This window comes from Desulfoplanes formicivorans (genome assembly GCF_001748225.1).
Taxonomy (GTDB): domain Bacteria; phylum Desulfobacterota; class Desulfovibrionia; order Desulfovibrionales; family Desulfomicrobiaceae; genus Desulfoplanes; species Desulfoplanes formicivorans.
Window position 1 is genome coordinate 667,245 of record NZ_BDFE01000015.1, and the last position, 23,093, is coordinate 690,337.

The window sequence follows — 23,093 nt, forward strand, 5'->3', positions numbered from 1 at the left end:
CTTTCCTGCTGCATTGCTTCCCAGCGCACTTTTGAGTAGGTACTTGGCTGAAGACTTTCGAAAACCATGTTTTCGGGTACCTGTGTTTGTTTTTCCTTCAAAGTGTGTCTGCCAATCATGATCCACGTCAAATCCCTTTCCCATTCCTTTGGCTCCCACTGGGCGCTCAAGGACGTTTCCTTTTCCCTGCGTCAGGGGGAATTCCTGTTTCTTGTGGGCCCTTCGGGCGCGGGCAAGACCACGCTCATGCGTATTTTGCACGGTGCTCTGCCTGTTCAGCGGGGGCGGGTCAATGTGGCCGGCATGGATCTGGGCACCTTGCGTGCCAGCCGATTGCACCGCCTGCGCCGCCAGATCGGGGTGGTTTTTCAGGATTTCAAGGTTCTGCCCGGGCGTACGGTTTTTGACAATGTGGCCCTGCCCCTGCGGGTTCAGGGGCAAAAGGCCCAGGTTGTCCAGCACCGTGTCCGGGCGGTTCTCCGGAGTCTCGAACTGGACACCAAGGCCCGCTGCCTGTGCCAGGAGCTTTCCGGAGGCGAGCAGCAGCGGGTGGCCATTGCCCGTTCCGTGGTGGTCAAACCCAAGATTATCCTGGCCGATGAACCTACCGGCAATCTGGACCCTGATCTGGGCAGGCGGCTCATGAATGTCTTTCACCAGTTCAACCGGCACGGCACAACCATTGTCTTTGCCACCCACAATCGGGACATCCTGGCCAATACGCCCATGGCGAACATCCTGTACCTGCGCGACGGAGCGCCTGTTGCCCTGGAAAGCCCGTCGGGCCAGGGACTTCGCCGGGAGCTTTGGGCCAGACGAACCACAGGCAGTTGCGAGGAGGGATGAGGTGATCGCATTGGGGGGATTGTTCACCCAGGGAATCAGGGATATTTTCCGCACACCGTGGGCCTTGTGTCTGACGGTGGCCGCCGTTGGTCTGGTTGCGTTTTTGGCGGGCATGTTTCTCATGCTGGTCAACACCATCGAAGATCAGATTGTGCGACGGCAGGCCGAGGTGCAGTTCCAGGTCTACTGGCAGCAGGGGGCCGATCTCGAGCGGGTCAGGGCAGCATGGCAATCCATGGAACAACTTCCCGATCTGGTGGGGACCACGACCTTTACCCCGGATGGAGGACTGGACGTTCTGGCCCAGGCCTTTGCCGACCAGGTTGATCTGACGGGATTCAAGCAGGCCAGCCCGTTGCCGGCGACGGCCCTGCTGACCTTTACCCTGCCCTCCAGGGATCAGAATCAATGGGTCCAATCCATGCTTGCCAGACTGCAATCCCTGCCCCTTGTGGCCTCGGTCCACTACAATCCGCTCAGGATCGATGTTGTCCATTCCTGGATGCGGGTGAGCCATGCCATGTTCTGGCCGGTCATCTGTTTTCTGATTCTGGTGGTGGGGCTGGTGGTGGGCAACACCATCAAGCTGGCTCTTTTCCAGAGGCAAGACGAGATCGAGATTCTTCGCCTGGTGGGGGCCAGTCGCTTGTACATCCGGCTTCCCCTTGTGGTGGGCGGGGCGGTTCAGGGACTTCTGGGAGGCCTTTTGGCCCTGGGCCTGCTGGGCCTTGTTCACCTGGGGCTGCAGGACATGCTGTATTTTCCGCCTTTGTGGATCGAAGTGCCCTTTTTGTCCGTACAGGAGATTCTGGGCATGCTCGGGATGCTCATGGGCGTGGGGATTGTCAGCAGTTTTGTGGCCGTGAAGGAAGGGTGATCATGTCAGGGAGGCCTTGACCATTTCGGCCATGATGGTGCCCGTGTCCATGACCGGCAAGGGGGTGATGGCCCGGATATGGTCAAAAATCTTCGTGAGGTGGGTGCATCCCAGAACAATGGCTTCAAGGTTTTGCTGCCGGGTCAGGGCAAGCAGGTGGTTCAGGGGATAGTCGGCCATGACCTGACGGGCCTCCTGGTGTTCAATGCGTTTGATCAGGTCAAGGCTGGAAAATCCGGTGATCTCCATGTGCGCGTTTCGGGCCAGGAGCAGGGCCTCGATCGTCCCCAGGGTATGGGCGTTGGCCGTCATGAGCAGGATCCGTTGCCACTGGTCCGGCATGTTCTGGTAGACATCAAGGGGAGTGATAATGGGCAGGGAGGTTTGCTGTCTGAGCTGGTCCATATTGATGCTGGAGGCCAGGGAGTTGCAAAAGACCATGACACCTTGAAAGCCCCTGTGTTCCAGCCGGTTAACAGCCTCTTCCATGGTTTGTTGCAGGCCGTTGGTGTTTGTGTACTGGAGGAGGTTCTGTTCTTCCGGCGTCCTGGCCATGGGTATGGGATGACAAAGAATTCCGGAGCGCTCCAGCAGGGAACAGCCCAGGGCCGTGTCAAACCGGGTTCCGGCAATAACGGCGATTTTCACGAATACAGCTCCTTGGCATGGGTGGGGTGTTGTAGTACATTCTTGGCCAATGCACATTGGTAATACCTGTGTTTTACAGTGGCCAATTACCGTAAAACCTTTCCTGTCCGCAACATAAAAGCATGGGAAATCATGAAAAAAATTTATTATTGCCTGCTGGTGTGTCTGGTTCTCTGGGGAATTCCTGCCCTGGCTGCCCGGGATGACGGATATAATCCCCGTCCCGAGCCGGGGTACAATGGCCCCCTTTTTCGGATCGCCTATTTGGAAGGTGGTCCGTACATGGATTATCAGAAGAGTTTTAGGGGAACCATTGCTGCCCTGGCCGATCTGGGATGGATTGAGCCCATTGAACTGCCCCCGACCAGCGACCCCAACGAAACCAGGGCCCTTTGGGACTATGTGGCCGAGCACGCCAAGAGCAGATATATCCGGTTTTTGAAGGATGGTTTCTATACCTCGGGCTGGAATGCGGCCATCCGCCCCCAAACCCGGGAAACGCTGATCACCAGGATGAACAGGGACAAGGATATTGATCTGGTCATGGCCATGGGCACCTGGGCGGGTCAGGACCTGGCTAATGATCGTCACCATGTACCCACCATTGTCATTTCAACGAGCAATCCTCTTCAGGCAGGGATCATCAAGAGCCCTCAGGATTCGGGGTTTGATCACCTGCATGCCCAGATAGATCCGACCCGCTATGAACGGCAGGTTCGCCTGTTCCACGATGTCATCGGCTTTCAGCGTCTTGGCCTTGTGTATGAGAATACCCCGGCAGGCCGGGGGTATGCGGCTGTGGATGATGTGGAAAAGGTGGCCCGGGAGGAGGGGTTCGAGGTGGTTCACTACGAGGACACCTTTGACATTGATGATCTGGATCTGGCGTACACGCGGCTGGTCAAGGCCATGAATGCTCTGGCTCCCAAGGTGGACGCCTTTTACATAACTGCCAATCGGGGGATTCAGGAGTCCAGGATGGACAGCATCCTGGCCCCGGTTTTCAAGTACAAACTGCCCACCTTTTCCCAGTCGGGTTCACGCGAGGTGGAATTGGGCGTGCTCATGAGCATTTCCCAGGCCGGGCACAAGTACATCGGGGCGTTCTACGCCTCCACCATAGGCAAGATTATCAATGGGGCGGTTCCCAGGTATCTGACCCAGATTTATGAAGAACCACCCAAGATCGCGTTGAATCTGGAAACCGCCAAAAGAATCGACTACAATCCGCCTTTTGATATCCTGCTTTCGGCAGATGAAATTTACGAAAAGATCGAGCACGTCCACAACTAGGCGGCTGAAATTTTTGGGGATGTTACGCGGACTTTGAGAGCGTCAGGTGGCAGGAGAAGTTGTCGGGGAAAATCTTCTGTACCCATACCCCTGGACGTGATGGCCAGAAGGCGCTGCACACTGCGGGCAATGCATGAAACTTGATGCATTGCCCTTTTTTTGTCCTCAACGCGGAGGGGTACACGGGGATGGGCACTGCAGGCGGGTGGCCTTCCCATGGATCCGGTTTGTGCAAAGCTCTTGGCGTGATTCAGGATCCGGCAAAGCTTGCTAGCTGATGGCAAAACACGGGAGTTTGTCTTGCAATCGCTGGTAAACCAGATGGGTGAGCTCCCCATATCCTGCATGGGATTGCCAGCGGGCCGGCAAAAAGGGAGCAAAGGTTTCCGGCAGGGATGCCAGGCTGGCCTGTTCAAGGGTCAGGTTGGCCATTTGTTCGAGGTGGCGGGGCGTGATCCCGCCTCCGGCCATGAATTCAATACGTCCGGCCGGAACCATCGTGCCATCAGCATAGTGTGCCATGGCCAGGTTGTGGCCCGCGCACAGGGCGTTGGTGCGTACCGTGTCGGCGTGGTCGGCCTGCTGGGCATGGCCGGTCCGACGCAGGGCCCGAGAGACCCCTGCCTGCATGGCGGGAAGGTATTCTGTCTGATAGATTCCCCCATGGCAGACAATCCCTCGTACCAGGGCCAGAAGTGTATAGCAGGTGAACAGGGACGGCAGGATGCGGTGGTGTTCCAGGGCGTGCATAATGCCCGCTGGCGTCCACTTTTCGCCGCGTGTTTGCGGTGTGGTTCGCAGGGGAACCAGTTGATGCGTGCTGCCGGTTTTGACCAGATTCATGGGCATTTTGCATCCCTTGTGGTCCACGGTCCAGAAAAAGAGGGTTCCGGCGCGCTGGTTGTGTACGGATATGCTGGACGCACCCAGATCATTCAGTTTTTCTAGGGACCAGCAGCCTACTGCTCCGTCCAGTGCGTGCATGAGTTCTCTGCGCACGCAGGGATCAAACAAAAGGGTGTGCAGGAGGGACTTCGTGCTGGTGAGATCAGCCATGGCCAGTCGCGTACAGATGGTTTCCAGCTCCAGGTACACGGGTTGGGGAAAGATGGCGGCAAGATCCCGGGAGAACATGCTGTGCCAGGCACGGGCATTGATGGCCGTGCACTGGTCGGAAAAACATGCATGGTCCAGGGCCTGGGGATAGACGTGATCCAGCAGGTGGAGGACGGCCTGCTGTTCCGAGGGCAGCAGCCCCAAGGACGTGGACAGGGCCAGGGATCTGGCCTTGTGGAGCATGGCCGGGGTGTAGGCGGCCAGTTTGCTGGCCAGGGCGTGCTGCTGGCGACGGGGAAAGACCGGAATTTTGGCCGGAACCCACCTGGAAACGTTGCGTCCGCTCGGGGTCTTGATTTTGCGGGCCAGCACAATCCCTTGCGGGTAGGTCAGGTTGTTCAGGGAGACATTGCCGCAGGCCAGGACCGGGAAGCACGAGGATATTTGGGCGTCTTGATGAAATCGGGCCAGGGCAAAAAGCAATGTGCCCTGCAGGGTTTGGGCATAGCAGTCCAGGCCGTGGTGGTTGGCCGTGAGGACATGGGGCGAGTGTTCCAGATGACTGGTCAGGCGGGAGGCGGTTTTGCTGCCCAGAAGACGCGCGGTATGGCCGTACACGGTATCAAAAAGGGAATCGCTGGTGGGCAGGGGCTGGGACCAGGGCGTACACAGGCTCGTGCACCAATCCCTCAGACGGGTCGTGCCCCGGGTACGGATCAGTTCACCCAGATGGCGCCGTTGGCCAAGCACCTGCTGATGCAGGGTGTCCAGGAGATGGCAGGGAGGGGTGTTCGTGGTCATGCAAAGACGTCCTCCATGGGGACCCACCCTCGCAAAGGTTGATGGGTGCGACCACGATCGGGCCATGTCCCCTGGTTATGCATGCTTGTTGGATGTGATGGTTGTTTCGTGTCCGTCTGCCTCGGCAAACACGAAAAAGACGGCCGTGACCAGCAGATAGATCATGCCGGCCGTGACAATGGCCTTGTTCATCCCGACCAGGGTAATCAGCCCCCCCAGAACAAGGGGGCCCAGGACCTGGCCGATCCGTTCCGTGGCGCTGCACAAACCCATGGCCTTGTTTTCGCCGAATTGCCGGGTGGCCTTGAGACCCAGGGCATAGGCATTCTGGGAGGCAAAGCCCACACTGCTGGACAGGCCCAGGAGAAAGACCGCGCAGGTGGCTGCGGTGAGACCGTCCAGAAAAAGATAGCAGCCCATGGCCGCGGCCCCCAGCACACCGGCCAGAAAAACAAAGGGCTTTCTGCTTCCGGCACGTTCGATGATCCGGCTGATCGTGGGGGCCAGATAGACCAGGCAGATGCCGTACACCATGATGATGCGCCCGATATCGGCCTGGGAAGCGCCCACCAGATGGAGATACACGGGCAGGGCGTAATTGATGAACCCGATGAGCACCAGGGCGCTGGGCACAATGCTGAACAAAAGCAGGATGCGTACGTTTTTGTTGCCCACATAGGCCATGATGTCTGTGGATACATGGGATTTGGCGGCAGGCGCGGGCACCGTGCCCGATGTCTTGAACAGGGGGCGGAAGAAAACAAAAACAAGGATCATGGTGACAATGAAAAGGAAGCCGGCAATCAGAAAGACCGGTCCGTAGCCCAGCCGGTCGGCCATCATGGCCCCGGCCGCACTGCCGCAGATGTTGCCGGCATAGACCCCGGCAAAAAACGTGGCCAGGCCCGAGGCCTTGCGGGTCGGCTCTGCATGCTTGAGCACGAATCCCTGGGAACCCATGAACGCCAGGCCGAATCCCAGACCGCACAGGCCAAGAGATAGGATGTAGCCCAGCTGATGACTGGTGAGTCCGGCGCAGGAAAAGCCCACACTCATGGCCGCCAGCCCCAGCATCAGGGGCCTGTGCCACCCCTGTCTGTCAATCCAGAATCCGGCCAGAACAATGGCCAGCCCGGCCCCGGCCATCTGCATGGAAACGGGCAGACCCATGATCATTTCCCTGGAAAGGCCGAGCATGGGTTCATACAGCTGGTCCATGCGCAGGGGGATGAAGGTAAAGCAGAGGCTCATGGAAAAAATGATCACAAAGCCCACCGGCCGGATCAGGGCGCAGGTAAATCCGGGTGAGGTCCCCGGGGAAACGGCCATGGACTGGTGATTTTCCAGATACAGGGACAGGAGCATGATCATCTCCAAAAGGAAGAGCAGGGAGATGACGGCCACGGTGAGTGTGTCCATGACAATGGACCGGGTGCGCTGATCAATGGTCGCATGCGACAGGGAGAGTCTGATGTGTCCCTGGACCCGTGATGAGCCAGATGGCTGGACGGGGATGTCGATATCATATCCCGGGTCCGCCTTCCCAAGGGTGCTTTCTTCCTCAAGGGGAACCGGTCCCAGGGCGTCGCCCGCGAACAAGACACGGCCTTGTCCGTCTGCCAGGCTGATGGAGGCTATTTCCGGGGTCACGGCAACAATGTCGTGGAAAAAGCGATCCACCCCGTGCATCTGTTCCAGATGGACGCCCTTGGTCAGGAGACTGTCGATGTCCTGCTTGACCAGACTGATCACGGTTGTTGCGTTGCGTTTGACAAAGGACTGGGTCTGGCCCTTGAAGAAAACGATGTTGGACATGCTGTAAAAGAGCTGGGCGCATCCAAAGGCCAGGATGAGGATGGTGTACAGACGGCGTTTGAAAGAAGGATGTTCCGCACGGGCCGGGACCACGAAGATCATGCCCGCAATCAGGATCAGGGCCGCCCCCGAGGTGGCCAGGAGCAGTGTCTTGATGTTGGCTACAATGGCGAGATGGAGGGCCTGCTTGATTTTCTGTTTGGACAGGATCAGGGCCAGTCGACCTACTGGCCGTTTTTCGATGGTAATAGGCAAAAGCAGGTAGATGCTGGAAGACGATTCCAGGGTTTCCGTTTGATCCCTGGAATCTGGCGAGATCTGCGTGACTTTGCCTCTTGTATCCAGGTAGGCTTGCCAGGTGGATGCGGTCGTGTCGGGGTTCATAGCCTGGGTCACGGTGCCGTCGGGAAGCAGAACCAGGATATCGGTGATGCCGGGCGCGTGTTCCCGGATGGTTGCAAACAGCCGATCCATGCCCACGAATCGTTCCAGGGGTTTGCCCAGGCGGATGGCCCGTTCGATCTTGCGGACCATGTCGCCTCCTGCCACCCGGTGCCTGGACAAGGTTCCCTGGATGTACATCTTTTCCAGGGAGGAGATGGTCAGCCCGGCATTGAATATCTGGGAAAGGGTCAGGATGGCCAGGGTGAACAGGGCGAGGCGTGTGGTGAGACCGATTCGTTGCATGCGGATACAAGGGGTTCGGGTTGAACGGTTCAGCTCCTCCAGGGGACAACGTCTGTCGCGCCATGGAAATGCCTTGCCCGTGTTGTCAGGTGCGTTTCATGTCCGTCACGGGGCAGGGGCCCTGGAACGGTCTGCCGGATCATCCCTTGAAGCGCAGGGCCAGCATGGTGATGTCGTCGGACTGTCGGGCTGTGCCAACATGCTGGTCAACACGTGTTCGTACGGCACGGATCAGGTTTTCGGGATCGGCCTGACGGTTGGCGGTCACGTCTTCAAGAAGCCGCTGGTCCGTGAACAGGTTCTTGTCCGGATCAAGGGCTTCGGTCACTCCGTCCGTATACAGAAACAGGGTTTCACCGGGGTGCAGGTCCACGTGCAGCCCCTGGTAGGGAATCCCTTCCATGCCGCCCACCACCAGACCGCTGATGCCTTCCAGATAGGTGGTGGTGCCGTTGTTTCTGATCAGGATGGGCGGGTTGTGGCCTCCATTGGCATAGGCGACATGACCGCTTGATGTATCCAGAATCCCGATGAACAGGGTGACGAACATGGAATTGGGATTTTCCCGGCTGAGCTTGTCATTGACCCTGGTCATGATGGTAGCGGGATTATCGTGTTCCTCGGCAGTGGAACGGATCAGGGTCATGGTGATGGCCATGAACAGGGCCGCGGGCACGCCCTTGTCGGAAACGTCGCCAATGACAAAGCACAGCCGCTTGTGGTCGATGAAGAAAAAGTCGTACAGGTCCCCGCCGATTTCCTTGGCCGATTCCAGACTGGCAAAGAGTTCGATTTCCCTGCGGTCCGGAAAGGCCGGGAAAATCTTGGGCAGAATGCCTTCCTGGATTTCCTTGGCCACATCCAGTTCGCTCTGGATGCGTTCCCGGGACGCGGTGACCTCCATCAGATGGCTGACGTTGCGCCGGAGTTCCGAAAGCATGAACACGAAGGCCGCTGCCAGGCGGGAAACCTCGTCACGGGATCGTGTGGCCAGATGGTCAATGGAGGTGATCCCCGGGGAGGAGGCGGTGAGGTCCATGCCCGGAAGCTGTTTGGCAAATGCGGTCAATTCCTTGAGGGGCCCGGAAATCCGTCCAGCAAAGAGAAGACCCAGGCCCAGGCCGATGAGGGAAACCAGGAGAATGAGCTGGGTTTGTCTGGTTACCAGTGCATTGGCAGGTTCCTGGATTTCCTCGGTAGGCACGAACGCGGTCACGTACCACCCCAGGGGTTTGAAATAAAAGGCCCGGGCGAGCATTTGCTGCTCCCTGTCCTTTTCCTGGGAAGTATAGGTGACAAAGCCCTTGCCGGTTTCGGCGTTGGCCATCAGGGAGTCCATGACGGGTGCGGGCAGGGGGGCGCGATCAGGATGGCTGATCACCGGTTGTCGGGACGTGTTGAAAATGGAGATCCCGCCGGTCTGGGCGATGCGGATGGTGGCCAGGGTTGTTTCCAGGACTTTGGTCAACTCCCTGATTTTTTGATGTTCCTGGGTGCTGATGTCGTCAACGCTGATGACGGCACCAACAATCCAGCCCCAGGGGGCAAAGGGGAGAAAATAGCCGAGCTGCTTGCCGGAATCCCTGGTCCGTGTTGTGTCCCAGGTGAAGACCGCAAAGGTGCCCCCGTACATGGCATCCTGCTTGCGAACCACCCGGGTGATGGTTCGGCCCTTCATGTCCTGCAGTTGGGCCGTGGATCGGCCCATCTTGGTCGTGTCGGGATGAAAGATGATCCTGTCCCGGGAATCAATGATGGTGAGTTTTTCTCCGCTCCCCGATCCCATGTCCGCAAAAAGATCTTTCAATCGGTTTTGGGCCTGTTGAGGGGTCATGAGCCCCGAGCGGGTCATGTCCAGATAGGCGCGGCACAGGGCCCTGCCTGCTGTTGCCGTATGCCGCAGCTGGCTTTTGCGCGCCTGGACCGTGGCGACCTTGTAGTCAAGCAGACCCTCGTACTCTCCCCTGATGGTGGTGTGGATGAGTTCAAGGGCATTGGCCACGGAACGGACTTCGGCCTTGAGCATGGCCCTGCCCACGTCCTTTTTGGTGAAAAAGGTGATGGATGCGCCTGTTACCAGAAGGACGAACAAGATGAGAACAGTGATTTTGGAACGAAGTGATGGGGTCATGATGGATGGACGTCCAGGGTGACGGAAACATATGTTGTTGACAACGCAGTAATGCAATTCATTCCTGAATACAAGACAGGTGTGGTATACGCAAAATGATCGGGTTGCGGTGAAACTCCTTGACCCTGCCTGATTCCGTCGCGTAGTTTTTGCGCATACTCTCAAGGATAGTTGTTGACCCTCGGAACTTTGTTCTCTCATGCCGGCAACATGTTTGTCATCCCGGACCATGGCGAGGGGAGTACCCATGGACTGCTTGGGAGGACCGACAGACCGTGTGCTCAATCTGTGTTGAGCCGGCAAGACCATACATACACGACAAACAAAGGATCGTTCATGCGCAGCAAACTCATGACCCATGGATTGGAAAAGGCCCCGCACCGCTCGTTGATGTTTGCCACGGGATTGACCCGGGAAGAAATGGCCAGACCCCTTGTGGGCATCTGCAACGCGGCCAATGAAATCATTCCCGGCCATGTTCACCTCGATGCCATTACCCGGGCGGTCAAGGACGGGGTGCGCATGGCCGGGGGAACCCCCATGGAATTTCCGACCATCGGGGTGTGTGACGGGCTGGCCATGAACCACGAAGGCATGAAGTTCAGCCTGCCCAGCCGGGAGCTCATTGCCGATTCCATTGAGATTATGGCCACGGCCCATCCCTTTGACGCCCTGGTCCTGGTGACCAATTGCGACAAGATCGTGCCCGGCATGCTCATGGCCATGCTCAGACTGAACATCCCGGCGATCATTGTCAGCGGCGGCCCCATGCTGGCCGGTTCCCACAAGGGCAAGACCGCCGATCTGATCACCGTGTTCGAGGGCGTGGGCAAGGTCAGCCGCGGGGACATGAGCGAAGCGGAACTGGGAGAGCTGGAAACCTCGGCCTGTCCGTCCTGCGGTTCCTGTTCGGGTATGTTCACGGCCAATTCCATGAACTGCCTGTCCGAGGCCATCGGCCTGGCCCTTCCCGGCAACGGAACCATTCCGGCGGTCACCAGCGCCAGGATCCGTCTGGCCAAGCAGGCCGGCATGCAGGTAATGGAACTCCTTGCAAAGAATATCCGCCCTCGGGACATTGTCACCAAAAAAAGCGTGGCCAATGCGGTTACCGTGGACATGGCCCTGGGATGCTCGACCAATACGGTGCTGCATCTTCCGGCCGTGTTTGCCGAGGCCGGGCTGGATCTGACTCTGGACATTTTTGACGAGATCAGCCGGACCACGCCCAACCTGTGTCATCTTTCCCCGGCAGGTCCTCACCATCTGGAGGATCTGGACCGGGCCGGGGGCATCCCCGGGGTCATGGCCGAGCTTTCGTCCCAAGGGCTCCTGCAGCTGGATGCCCTGACCGTGACCGGAAAGACTCTGGGAGAGAATCTGGATGCCCTGGATGCCCGGGTCACGGATGACGAGGTCATCAGGCCAATGGGAGACCCTTACAGCGTTGAAGGGGGCATTGCCATCCTGCATGGCAATCTGGCCCCGGACGGATGTGTGGTCAAACAGTCGGCCGTGGCCCCGGAAATGATGCAGCGCACAGGAACGGCCCGGGTTTTCGAGTCCGAGGAAGATGCGGTTTCCGCCATTTTGGGCGGCAGGATCCAGGCCGGCGACGTGGTGGTCATTCGGAACGAAGGCCCCAAGGGCGGACCGGGCATGCGGGAGATGCTCACCCCCACTTCGGCCATTGCCGGTATGGGCCTTGGCAAGGACGTTGCCCTGATCACCGACGGTCGATTCAGCGGAGGAACCCGTGGTGCGGCCATCGGTCATGTTTCACCCGAGGCCTATGAAGGCGGCCCCATCGGTCTGGTCAAGGATGGCGACCAGATCAAAGTGGATATCCCCGGCCGGTCATTGGAACTGCTGGTTTCTCCGGAGGAATTGGCCAAACGGCAGCAGAACTGGAAACCCCTGGAAAAGGAAGTCACCTCACCGTTTTTGCGCCGCTACCGCAGGCACGCTTCCTCCGCGGCCAAGGGTGCGGTTTTTGATCGATAGGCATCAACCATTTGACAATCCGGCATCAAGCAAGACCCGGCTTCAAGGGGGCACCGTGCCCTCAAGTCACAAACAGCACCTCATTCACCATGCCCTGGAACGATCAGCAAGCCGACCGGTACGAACATTGGTTCACGACTCCGCTGGGACAATTCATCCTGGATCGGGAAAGCCGTCTTTTGCAGCGGCTTGTGTCCACCTGGCCCCGGCGGCGGCAGGGCTTGCTGGACGTGGGGTGTGGTGCGGGGCATTTTTCCCACATGTTCTGGGAATGGGGATTTGATGTCAGCGGGATTGATCCCTCGCCGGCCATGCTCAAGCGGGCCAGGAAGAGGATGGGGGACCGGGTTGATCTGCGGGTGGGAGTGGCCGAGCACCTGCCCTACGACGACAACGAGTTCGATTTTGTTTCCCTGATCACGGTACTCGAATTCTGCAACGATCCCCAGGCCGCCATTGCCGAGGCCACAAGGGTGGCCCGAAAGGGGTTGATTGTCGGGTTCTTGAACAGGCATTCCCTGTACTACCTGACCCATGTCAGATCCCGGAAATCGGGCAGGGATTCTTTGTGGGCCGGGAGTTCATGGTTTTCGTGGTGGGAGATGCAGCGGATGATCAACGCGGCCATTGGCAGGCAGTGGCTGCTGGCCAAGTCGGTTCTTCCGGGACCGGTCTGGACCTGGCGCAGGTTGCCGCTTTTCAAGCAGGCCTGTGGCCTGCTTCTGCCACCGTATGTGGGCACCTTTGCCGCCGTACGCATTGATCTTCTCGGGGGGCCGGCCAGAACCCCGCTCATGGCCTGGAAGACCGAACCCAGTATGTAGCTGGTGTGATTGGTGATCGGGTTATCCCCCGCCAGCTGAATGAAGAAGAGGCCCCTTGCCTGGGGCATATCCTCACTGCGGATGCATGATCCGCAGTGCATGAAGCCTGATCTGAAGGCATGAAAAAGCCGGGAACGATGCTGCTCAACAGGGCAGAGTCGTTCCCGGCTTTGTGGTGTGTTCGGGAGGATGGGCGTGTGCGCCGGGCCGGGCGCGGTTATCGTCGGAGCACGGCGTCCAGTTCCTTGAGGGCCTTGGCCGGGTTGCGGTGCTGAAAAATGTTGCGGCCAATGCTCACGCCCCGGGCGCCGCACTCCATGGCTTCAGCCACCATGTCCAAAAAGGCCTTGGTGTTGGTTTTTTTGGGACCTCCGGCCACGAGCACGGGAACGGGACAGGCGCGAACCGCCTTGGAAAAACTTTGGGGATCACCGGAATAGGGCACCTTGACCAGGTCGGCCCCCATTTCGGCGCCCAATCGGATGGAGTGGGCTACCAATGTGGGATCAAGCTCGTTAACGATTTGTCCGCCCCGGGCATAGATCATGGCCAGTACGGGAATGCCCAGAAGATGGGCCTCATCCGTGACCATACCCATGTCGGTGAGCATGCGATCCTCGCAGTCATTGCCCATGTTTACATGTATGGAAACCGCATCCGCACCCAGTCGAACCGCCTCCTGGACCGAGCAGACCAGGGATTTGGCATACGGCGGAATGGCATGTCTGGTACCGGCGGACAGATGAATAATAAGGTTGATGCGCGGGTCGATGTCCTGGATCAGGGCCGCAGCCAGACCCTTGTGCAGGATGACCCCCTGGACGAGGTGGGGATCAAGTCCCTTGAGCAGGGAGGACATGTCCTCGAGTCCCTGGATCATGCCTTCGCTGACCCCGTGATCCAGGGGCAGGAGAATGGAGGTGCGGCTGTGCCGGTCGAAGAGTCGTTGGCAGCGTCGTGAGCAAGCGTTCATGGTTGTGCAAGGGGTTGGAGTTGGAAGGAAAGGGGGCGCGGGATCAGGCATTACCGATTGGACCAGAGACACCGTTTGCCCTTGTATTTGAGCCATCCCAGGGGCAGGCCCCGCCAGTACAGCCCGCCGTGTTTGCCGGAACCGGGGGCGGGCAGGCTCTGGCCTGATATCATTTTGTGCAGGATGTCAATGTCCGTGACGTTGAGTCCCCCCAGGGTATCGTACCCGGGCATGAGGCAGTGGAGGGTCGGGTCGATGCGGAACCGGTCCTTGCGCAGGGTTCCCAGGGGCAGCCCCTGCCAGCGGACCCGTCCGGCCAGGCGTTGCAAAGCCTTGTGATGGAGGAAAAAGACCTTGTCCCTGAAAAGATGACATGTGCCCGCCTTGAGGGCGTTTTCGTTCAGGGGGTGGGCTGTGGTGAGCTGTTTTACGGGCACGGCATGGTCGGCCATCCCCGTCTTGACGGGCAAATCCGCGGGTTGCCCGGACCTGCCTGGTTTGGAGAGGCGGGCCACGAAAAATCCCTGGGCTCCGGATTTGCGGCCGTCGATGAGCAGACAGTGGTCCAGCTCGGGAGCCGCACCGCGCTGCACCGTGAAACCGGGCAGGGGATCAAGATGTTCCAGCTGGAGCCCCAGGTGATCAACGGCCCAGCGGACCTGTTGCTCGTTTTCCAGGGGATCGGTGGTGCATGTTGAATAGACCAGGGTGCCGCCCGGAGCCAGAAGCCTGGCGGCTCTGGCCAGGATGCTTTTCTGGAGCTGGACCAGGGGGGCGAGTTTGTCCGGGGTCCAGACCTGCATCACCTGGGGGTTCTTGTCCACGGTGCCCCAGCCGCTGCAGGGAGCGTCCACCAGAATGAAGGGCCATGTGCCTTCATCCAGAGGAAGATCCTGGCCCTGCTGGCAGATGGTGACCACATTGGGAAGGTTCTGGGCCCTGAGATTGGCTCGCAGGGTGCCCAGTCGGGTCGGGTTGACCTCGTTGGCCACAACCAGCCCTTGGGGGCCTACCAGCCGGGCCAGGAGGGTCGACTTGCTCCCCGGGCTGGCGCACATGTCCAGGACCACTCCCCCTTTGGGCGGGTCCAGAAGCAGGGGAGGAAGCATGGAGGAACGATCCTGGATGTAGATGTAGCCAAAGGTATGGGCCAGGGCGTTACCCAGGGCAGTGGGGCCGCTTATGAGACCCCGGGCCAGGGAATAACAGGGGTCCTGTGCAAGGACAAACCCTTCGGCCTGCAGCAGGGATTCCACCCGCTCGGCATCAGAGGGGTCACAGTTGAGACGGAATGTTCGGGAAGGGGCGTGATCGTTGGTCATGGTTGGCATGGGCTCGGATGGGTGCGCTCATGGCGCACGGTGCAGATCACCGCTAAACAAGAAGGGCTGGTTCGTCCAGAGCGGAATCGGGTGAAGGTCCCCAGCGGTTTTGTGTCACGAGATCGTCCCCTTCAGGACGTGCTTGACAAAGGACGTCGACTCCATCAAAGAGTGAACGTTCATTCCGCACCCCACCTTTTTTTGTAACAAGGAAATCAGCATGTCAGCTCTTCCCAAGAATTTGCGTGCCGCCATTCTGGAGGCCGCTTTGGATCTGTTTGCGGAAAACGGATTTCATTCCTCTCCCATGTCGCGCATTGCAACCCTTGCCGGCGTGGGCGTAGGCAGCATTTACCGCTATTTCAGCGACAAGGATGATCTGATCCACGCGCTGTTCCAAAGGGTGGACACTCCCCTGAAATGTGCCATGGAGGAGAGCCTTGATCCCGAGTTGCCCACGCATCGGCAGTTTGTCCGTTTTGTGACCAAACTGATTGAGTATCTCCGTTCCCATCCCAAGGAGTTTCGCTTCATCGAGCAATACTACAATTCTCCGTACGGGATCGACAAGGCCCATGCGGAAATCACCCAGGCGGACGGCAATCCCTCGGACCTGTTCTCGCAACTGTTTCTGAAGGGGCAGAACGAGGGAACCATCCGGAAGATGCCGCTGCCTGTTTATCCGGTCATGACCTTCGGGCCGGTGGGTTTTCTGGTGCGCTACTCCCTGTCCGGACGCGCCAGGGTTGATGATGCCATGATCCAGGCCACGGCCGAGGCCTGCTGGAATGCCATCAAGGCCTAGAAGAAGGCGTGCTGGGAACATATGTGTCAGATGATGAGCCCTTTGGGCCTTGTAACGTGACGTTGGTGTGGATGGTTCTCACCGGCATGAGACTATACGTTTTACCTAGATATGGAGGCATTTTGATACGGAACAACAGTAAAATCCAAGGCGTTGCACCTTACGTTCTGGCCGCGGTCGTCCTGCTGGCCGGAATGGTGCTTGTTGCTTGCGAGCAGAAGAAGGAAGGCGTGCGCACCATGCCGACTCCCGAGGTGACCACCGTGACGATCAGCCCGGAGCCGGTTGCATTGATCACGGAGCTGCCCGGTCGGGTTGTTGCCTTTCGCACGGCAGAGATCAGGCCCCAGGTCAATGGACTGATCGTGAAACGTTTGTTTGAGGAAGGTTCGTACATCAAGGAGGGACAGCCCCTGTATCAGATTGATCCGGCACCCTTTCAGGCGGCTCTGGACAATGCACGGGCCGCCCTTGTGCGTTCCCGTTCCCAGCTGCCTTCCATTCAGGCGAGGGCTGAGCGGTACAAGGAGTTGCTGACGGACAAGGCCGTGAGCCAGCAGGATTATGATGATGCCGCCGCAGCCCTGGCCCAGGTCAAGGCCGACATTGAGTACTGGAAGACGGCCATGGAAACGGCGCGTATCAATCTGGACTATTGCAGCATTACCGCACCCATTTCCGGGCGTATCGGCCGATCTTCGGTGACCGAGGGCGCCATTGTCACGGCCTACCAGCCTGTTGCTCTGGCAACCATACGCCAGCTTGATCCCATTTACGTGGAGGTTCCCCAGTCCCGAACGGCCATGCTTCATCTCAAGCAGCGGCTGACTTCGGGGGCCCTTGTCCGGGGCGGTCAGACCAAACGCAATGTGGAGCTCGTCCTGGAGGACAATTCAATCTATCCCCTCAAGGGTACGGTACAATTCAGCGAAGTGAACGTGGACGAAACCACGGGTACCGTGACCATGCAGATCATTTTTGACAATCCCGAAAAGCTTCTGTTGCCGGGCATGTTTGTCAGGGCACGCATCGGAGAAGGGGTGAACCCCAAGGCCATACTCATTCCCCAGAATGCGGTTGCCAGGGATCACAAGGGAGAACCCTATGTTCTGACCGTTACCCCGGAAAATACCGTTGCCCTCAATCCGGTCTCCCTGGATCGGGCCATAGGCAATAAGTGGCTCGTGACTTCCGGCCTGAATCCTGGTGATCGGGTGATTCTTACGGGACGTCAGTTTGTCCGGCCGGGGATGACGGTCAGGGTCGCATCCACCCCTGAAAACACCGGGACATCGGTCAGACAGCCGGTGTCCGCAACCACGGCCCAAGGAGACAAGTGATGCTATCGCGTTTTTTCCTGAAGCGGCCGGTTTTTGCCTGGGTCATTGCCATTGCCATGATGGCTGCCGGATGCCTGGCCATCTACAACCTGCCCATTTCCCAGTATCCGCCCATTGCGCCTCCCTCCATCTCCATTGATGCCTTTTATCCCGGGGCTTCGGCAGAGACGGTTGAAAATACGGTGACCCAGATCATCGAACAGAAGATGACCGGTCTGGACAATATGCTCTATCTTTCGGGGAGCAGTTCGTCTTCGGGAGCGTCCCGCCTCGAATTGACCTTTGCCCCGGGAACCGATCCCGATGTTGCCTGGTCCAAGGTCCAGAACAAGCTCCAGCTGGCCATGGCCAGCCTGCCCGCGGTGGTGCAGGAGCAGGGAGTCAAGGTCAGCAAGTCCACCAAAAACTATCTGATCATTGTGGGTCTGGTTTCCGAAGACGGAAGCATGGATGGCAACGATCTCAGGGACTATGCCCAGTCCAATCTGGAAAAGATCCTTTCCCGGGTTCCGGGCGTGGGTGAAGTGAACAATTTCGGATCCCAGTACGCCATGCGCGTCTGGGTGGATCCGGACAAACTGACCAACTATCACCTGACCATGGCCGATGTCATGAGCGCCCTGCAGGCCTACAACGTGGAGGTGTCGGCCGGTCAGTTCGGTGGGGCCCCGGCGGTCAAGGGACAGCAGATGAATGCGGCCATTGTGGTCCAGCATCTTCTCCAGACTCCCGAAGAGTTTGCAGCCATTCCCATTACCACCCAGGCCGACGGTTCCGTGGTGCGGATCAGTGATATCGGCCGGACGGAACTGGGCACGGAACGGTATGACGTTATTGCCAATTACAACGGCATGCCCTCGGCAGCCATGGCCATCAGACAGGCTGCAGGAGCCAATGCCCTGGACACGGCCAATGCCGTCAAGAAAAAGCTCGAAGAGATGAGTCGGTATTTCCCGCCGGGCATGAAGGTCATCTATCCCTACGACACCACCCCGTTCACCAAGGTGGCCATTGACGAGGTGGCCAAGACCCTGGGCGAGGCCGTTGTCCTGGTTTTTGTGATCATGTATCTGTTCATGGGTACCTTTCGGGCCACCCTGATTCCGACCATTGCCGTGCCCGTGGTCCTTTTGGGGACGTTTGCCGTTCTGGGGCTGTTCGGGTTTTCCATCAACATGCTGACCATGTTCGCCATGGTTCTGGCCATCGGACTTTTGGTGGATGACGCCATCGTGGTCGTGGAAAATGTGGAACGAATCATGGCCGAGGAAGGGCTCCCGCCCAGGGAAGCCACGGCAAAGTCCATGGACGAAATATCAAGCGCCCTGATCGGTATCGGCCTGGTGCTTGCCGCGGTTTTTGCGCCCATGGCCTTTTTCCCGGGATCCACCGGCGTCATCTACCGGCAGTTTTCCATCACCATTGTGGCGTCCATGCTCCTTTCGGTGGTGGTGGCCCTTATTCTGACCCCGGTCTTGTGCGCCTCGTTCATGAAACCCATTCCCAAGGGGCATGAGCCCGCTGACAACGCCATCTTTTTCCTCCGCCCCTTTTTCCGGTGGTTCGACCGGAGCTTTTTCCGGTTCAGGGGCCTGTACACGCGGTTGGTGGGGCGCATTCTACGCAAGAAACTGCGGTATCTTGTCCTGTTTCTGCTCATCACCGGGGCCACGGGCTATCTGTTTCAGCGCATGCCCACGGACTACCTCCCCAACGAGGACCAGGGCATCTTGATCGTGCAGGCCATTTTGCCGGCAGGATCGAGTCTGGAGCAGACCCGCAAGGTCATGAAACAGGTGCAAAACCATTTTCTGACCCAAGAGAAGGACATTGTGGAATCGGTGATGTCGGTTGCCGGCGTGAGTTTCAGCGGCGAGGCCCAGAACATGGGTTTTGCCTTTGTCAAGCTCAAGGACTGGGATCTGCGTCAGGATCCCGGTTCCAAGGTCGGCGCCATTGCCGGCCGGGCCATGCGGGTCTTTTCCGGCATCAAGGAGGCCATGGTTTTTGCCTTTCCTCCGCCAGCGGTTATTGAATTGGGCAATGCCATGGGGTTTGATTTCCAGCTGCAGGATCGTGGGGGTCTGGGGCATCAAAAGCTCATGGAGGCCCGGAATCAGCTGCTGGGCATGGCGGCCAAGGATCCGCGCCTTGTGAGGGTGCGGCCCAACGGAATGAACGATGTGCCCGAGTACAGGATTGACGTGGACTGGGCCAAGGCCGGCGCCCTGGGTGTCCCGGTCACTTCCATCAATACCACGCTTGCTGCCGCGTTTGGCGGTGCCTACGTGAACAACTTCATCCAGGGCGGGCGGGTCAAGCGTGTCTATGTCCAGGCCGACGCCCCCTTTCGCATGGTTCCCGAGGATCTGAAGAAGATCTATGTGCGCAACAATGCCGGGAAAATGGTCCCCTTCGAGTCCTTTGCCACGGGACGGTGGACCACGGGATCGCCTCTGCTTGAGCGGTACAATGGCTTTTCTTCCTTGAACATCTGGGGAGAGCCCGCGCCCGGAATGAGCTCGGGTGAAGCCATGGAAGCCATGGAAGAGCTGGCTGCCAAACTGCCTCAGGGCATTGGGTTCGACTGGACGGGCCTGTCCTACCAGGAACGCATGGCCGGATCCCAGGCGCCGTTGTTGTACGCCTTTTCCGTGTTCGTGGTCTTTTTGTGTCTGGCGGCCCTGTACGAAAGCTGGCCCATCCCCATTGCCATCCTCCTGTGTCTGCCTTTGGGGGTCATTGGCGGGGTCATTGCTTCCACCATGAAGGGTATGCCCAATGACGTCTATTTCCAGATCGGTCTGCTGACCATCCTGGGGCTGACCACCAAGAACGCTATTTTGATTGTCCAGTTCGCCCGGGCCAAGGTTGACGAGGGCGTTCGCCTGGTGGAGGCTACCCTGGAGGCGGCCAAGCTGCGGCTTCGGCCCATCATCATGACCTCCCTGGCCTTTGGTTTTGGCGTCCTGCCCCTGGCCACGGCCACGGGGGCGGGAGCAGGAGCTGAAAATGCCATTGGCGTGGGCGTGTTGGGTGGCATGGTCACTTCGACCATTCTGGTAACCATGTTTGCTCCGCTGTTTTACGTGATCATTTACAAGGGATTGGGAAAACACCGGAAACGGGTGACCATGAAGTATACAGGGGGGAACGGCCATGCATAGTACGCTTAGAATGCTGGTTTTGATGGCCGGATGCGTTGTTGTTCTCGGAGGGTGCAGTCTGGCCCCGACATACGAGCGGCCTCAGGCGCCTGTCCCGGCGGAGTGGCCCCAGGGAGCTGATGTCGCGTCCCGTCAAACGGACCCGTCTCCCCTCGCCTCGGATGTTCCCTGGGAAACGTTCTTTCCCGACAGGAACCTTGGCCAGGTCATCAGCCTTGCGTTGGAGAACAACCGGGATCTCAAACTGGCCGCATTGAACGTGGCCCGGGCCCAGGCCCTGTACGGGGTACAGCGCGCGGAACTCTATCCCGGGCTTGGCGTGAGCGGGGCCGGGACCAAGGAACGCACTGCTGCAGACTTTACCCTGCCCGGTGCGTCCAGAACGTCCAAGGCCTTCAATGTCGATCTGGGCATTGCCGCCTGGGAACTCGACTTCTTTGGACGCATCCGCAGTCTCAAGGATCAGGCCCTGCAGGAGTATCTGGCCACGGAAGCGGCCGCGCGCAGTGTCCGGATCACCCTTATTGCCGGTGTTGCCAAGGCGTATCTGAACCTGGCGGCCTCCAGGGATCATCTGGTCCTGGCCCGAACAGCCCTGGAGGTTCAGGAGGCCGCATATGCCCTGGTCAAACGACGGCATGAGGCAGGCCTTGCCACCGAGCTGGACCTGCGCAGGGCCGAAGTCCCTGTGCAAACGGCCCGGGGTGATATAGCCCGGTACACCATGCTTGAGGCCCAGGCCTTAAACGCCCTGAATCTGCTGGCCGGAGAAACCGTGCCAAAAGGGTTGTTGCCAGAAGGACTTGAAAACCTTGTTCCGCCCAGGGGCGTCACGCCGGGACTCCCTTCGGAAACCCTGCTTCGGCGCCCGGATATCCTGGCTGCAGAGCATCGGCTCAGGGGAGGATATGCCTTTATTGGCGCGGCCCGTGCTGCGTTTTTCCCTTCCATCTCCCTGACAACCACCATGGGGACGGCCAGCGAGGAGCTTTCCGGCCTGTTCGGTTCGGGATCGGATACCTGGAACTTCACGCCCAGCGTGGCCATGCCCATTTTTGATCCCCGGACATGGGCCGCCTATCGCGTGAGCAAGGCCCAACAGAAGATTCTGCTGGCCGAATATGAAAAGGCCATTCAAACCGCTTTCAAAGAGGTGGCCGATGCTCTGGCTGTTCAGGAGCAGATAGGCCGACAGATCGCGGCCCAGGAAGACCTTGTCCAGGCCCTGGCTAGAACATATGAACTCTCTCGCAAACGCTATGAACGGGGAATCGACAGCTATCTGGGCGTGCTCGATGCCCAGAGGTCCCTGGTGGACGCCCGGCAGGGCCTCATGACCCTCAAGTTGACTCGCCTGGCCAACGAGGTCCAATTATACGCGGTCCTTGGTGGCGGGGGAGAGTGACAGGGCGCAGGTTGGTCTCCGCCGTCATCCCGACACAATCCGGGATGACGGCGGAGAAGGAAAGGGTTCCGGCCGAGGAAGCGTTCTTTTTGCAAACAAGCGGGCAAGTATGTTTTGTCCCGGGATAATCGTCATGCATAACCCACCATCATGCCCGTAATCCACATTACCATCCAGCCCGAGGAATCCGGCCAGAAGATTCTGCAGCTTTTGCAGCGTCGGGTGGGGCGTGACGTGCCCCGGTCCGCCCTCATGCGTGTCATCCGCAAGGGCCAGGTCCGGGTGGATGGTCGTCGGGTCAAACCCTTTGATCGGGTGAGCGCGGGACAGGATGTCCGCATTCCCCCCTTTGCCACCCGGGAACAGCCAGCTTCCTCCTTGTCGGACAAATCAAAATCCGGACTTCCCGTCACCTTTGAGGACAGGGACATGCTGGTTCTGAACAAACCTGCCGGATTGCCCGTTCATCCGGGAACCGGGTGGACGGACAGCGTGACCACGCGGCTGGCGGCCTTGTTCCCGGACGCCCCTTTTGTTCCGGTTCCGGTCCACCGACTGGACAAGAACACCTCGGGTATCCTTCTTGTGGCCAAAACCTACACGTTTTTGCGCTTCATGCAGGATCAGTGGCAGGCAGGCCGGGTCAACAAGCATTACCTGGCCTGGGTGCAGGGGCGCTGGCCATACCGTGAGCGTAGCCGGTTGACCGATGATCTGGCCAAATCCGGACGACCGGGGCGGGAAAGGGTGCGTACGGGAGGGGGCAAAAGGGCTGTGTGCGAGGTTGTTCCCGCGGTGGTGCGTCCGGACCTGTCCCTCCTGAAGGTGCGTCTTCTTACCGGACGGACCCATCAAATCCGTGTTCAGCTGGCTTCCAGAGGGTTCCCCCTGGTGGGTGATCCCAAGTATGGAGGACCGGCCCATGTTTCCATGCTCCTGCACGCCTGGAGCCTTGCCTGGGAAGGGCACTGTCTGACGGTGCTGCCGTCCTGGACAGGCAGGTTTCGGGTGGACAGCGAGTTCCTTTCTGCAGATCATCTCAAGGGGTGATAACGGCGTCTGGCCGTTGCAAAACATCTTTGCCCCTTGCCCCCCGACG

The 23,093-nt window shown here is 59.0% G+C and carries 16 protein-coding genes; 10 read left to right on the forward strand and 6 right to left on the reverse strand.

From position 1 onward, the window contains the following. Positions 1-117: 117 nt before the first annotated feature. Both ftsE and DPF_RS07795 read left to right on the forward strand, forming a co-directional pair. Positions 118-846, forward strand: coding sequence for a cell division ATP-binding protein FtsE (gene ftsE / locus DPF_RS07790; RefSeq protein ID WP_069858855.1), 729 nt, complete (start codon positions 118-120; stop codon positions 844-846). Between the two features lies 1 nt (position 847). Continuing rightward, on the forward strand, positions 848-1,723 hold the full coding sequence (locus DPF_RS07795; RefSeq protein WP_069858653.1) for a cell division protein FtsX: 876 nt from the start codon (positions 848-850) through the stop codon (positions 1,721-1,723). On the opposite strand, the gene DPF_RS14050 is transcribed toward DPF_RS07795, so the two are convergent. Further along, positions 1,724-2,371 (reverse strand): aspartate/glutamate racemase family protein, encoded by a 648-nt coding sequence (locus DPF_RS14050; protein ID WP_069858655.1) that lies wholly within the window; start codon positions 2,369-2,371, stop codon positions 1,724-1,726. Positions 2,372-2,503: 132 nt separating this feature from the next. Between DPF_RS14050 and DPF_RS07805 the strand changes: the two genes are divergently transcribed. Further along, on the forward strand, positions 2,504-3,664 hold the full coding sequence (locus DPF_RS07805; RefSeq protein WP_069858657.1) for an ABC transporter substrate-binding protein: 1,161 nt from the start codon (positions 2,504-2,506) through the stop codon (positions 3,662-3,664). 270 nt (positions 3,665-3,934) lie between these two features. Here the strand turns inward: DPF_RS07805 and DPF_RS07815 are convergent, their stop codons facing one another. The 3 genes from DPF_RS07815 to DPF_RS07825 all read right to left on the reverse strand — a co-directional run bounded on the left by DPF_RS07815 (position 3,935) and on the right by DPF_RS07825 (position 10,154). Further along, the gene (locus tag DPF_RS07815; protein WP_069858661.1) at positions 3,935-5,521 is read right to left on the reverse strand and encodes a hypothetical protein; all 1,587 of its coding nucleotides are present in this window, start codon (positions 5,519-5,521) and stop codon (positions 3,935-3,937) included. Positions 5,522-5,596: 75 nt separating this feature from the next. Beyond that, positions 5,597-8,023, reverse strand: a complete 2,427-nt coding sequence (locus DPF_RS07820; RefSeq protein WP_069858663.1) for an MFS transporter — start codon at positions 8,021-8,023, stop codon at positions 5,597-5,599. Between the two features lie 139 nt (positions 8,024-8,162). Continuing rightward, the gene (locus DPF_RS07825) at positions 8,163-10,154 is read right to left on the reverse strand and encodes a SpoIIE family protein phosphatase (protein WP_176724205.1); all 1,992 of its coding nucleotides are present in this window, start codon (positions 10,152-10,154) and stop codon (positions 8,163-8,165) included. A 336-nt stretch (positions 10,155-10,490) separates the two neighbouring features. Here DPF_RS07825 and ilvD point away from each other — a divergent pair, with 336 nt between their 5' ends. Together ilvD and DPF_RS07835 are read left to right on the forward strand one after the other, a co-directional pair. Beyond that, positions 10,491-12,158 carry a dihydroxy-acid dehydratase gene (ilvD, locus tag DPF_RS07830; protein WP_069858667.1) on the forward strand — a complete coding sequence of 556 codons (1,668 nt, stop codon included), beginning with the start codon at positions 10,491-10,493 and terminating at the stop codon, positions 12,156-12,158. A gap of 89 nt (positions 12,159-12,247) precedes the next feature. Beyond that, positions 12,248-12,982: a class I SAM-dependent methyltransferase gene (locus tag DPF_RS07835; protein ID WP_069858669.1), complete on the forward strand. Its 735-nt coding sequence runs from the start codon at positions 12,248-12,250 to the stop codon at positions 12,980-12,982. 217 nt (positions 12,983-13,199) lie between these two features. Here the strand turns inward: DPF_RS07835 and DPF_RS07840 are convergent, their stop codons facing one another. Both DPF_RS07840 and DPF_RS07845 read right to left on the reverse strand, forming a co-directional pair. After that, on the reverse strand, positions 13,200-13,955 hold the full coding sequence (locus DPF_RS07840; protein WP_069858671.1) for a 2-amino-3,7-dideoxy-D-threo-hept-6-ulosonate synthase: 756 nt from the start codon (positions 13,953-13,955) through the stop codon (positions 13,200-13,202). Between the two features lie 50 nt (positions 13,956-14,005). Continuing rightward, positions 14,006-15,277, reverse strand: a complete 1,272-nt coding sequence (locus DPF_RS07845) for an RsmB/NOP family class I SAM-dependent RNA methyltransferase (RefSeq protein ID WP_069858856.1) — start codon at positions 15,275-15,277, stop codon at positions 14,006-14,008. 220 nt (positions 15,278-15,497) lie between these two features. On the opposite strand from DPF_RS07845, the gene DPF_RS07850 reads away from it, so the two are divergent. The 5 genes from DPF_RS07850 to DPF_RS07870 all read left to right on the forward strand — a co-directional run bounded on the left by DPF_RS07850 (position 15,498) and on the right by DPF_RS07870 (position 23,044). Next, positions 15,498-16,082 (forward strand): TetR/AcrR family transcriptional regulator, encoded by a 585-nt coding sequence (locus DPF_RS07850; protein ID WP_069858673.1) that lies wholly within the window; start codon positions 15,498-15,500, stop codon positions 16,080-16,082. Positions 16,083-16,204: 122 nt separating this feature from the next. Further along, complete coding sequence (locus DPF_RS07855; RefSeq protein ID WP_231702149.1) at positions 16,205-17,422, forward strand: efflux RND transporter periplasmic adaptor subunit; 1,218 nt, start codon at positions 16,205-16,207, stop codon at positions 17,420-17,422. Next, positions 17,422-20,589 (forward strand): efflux RND transporter permease subunit, encoded by a 3,168-nt coding sequence (locus tag DPF_RS07860; RefSeq protein ID WP_069858675.1) that lies wholly within the window; start codon positions 17,422-17,424, stop codon positions 20,587-20,589. Before DPF_RS07855 ends, DPF_RS07860 begins: the two co-directional genes overlap by 1 nt. Further along, positions 20,582-21,994: an efflux transporter outer membrane subunit gene (locus tag DPF_RS07865; protein ID WP_069858677.1), complete on the forward strand. Its 1,413-nt coding sequence runs from the start codon at positions 20,582-20,584 to the stop codon at positions 21,992-21,994. The genes DPF_RS07860 and DPF_RS07865 overlap by 8 nt, the downstream gene beginning before the upstream one ends. Before the next feature lie 150 nt (positions 21,995-22,144). Beyond that, positions 22,145-23,044, forward strand: a complete 900-nt coding sequence (locus DPF_RS07870) for an RluA family pseudouridine synthase (RefSeq protein ID WP_069858679.1) — start codon at positions 22,145-22,147, stop codon at positions 23,042-23,044. The last annotated feature ends 49 nt before the right edge of the window (positions 23,045-23,093 follow it).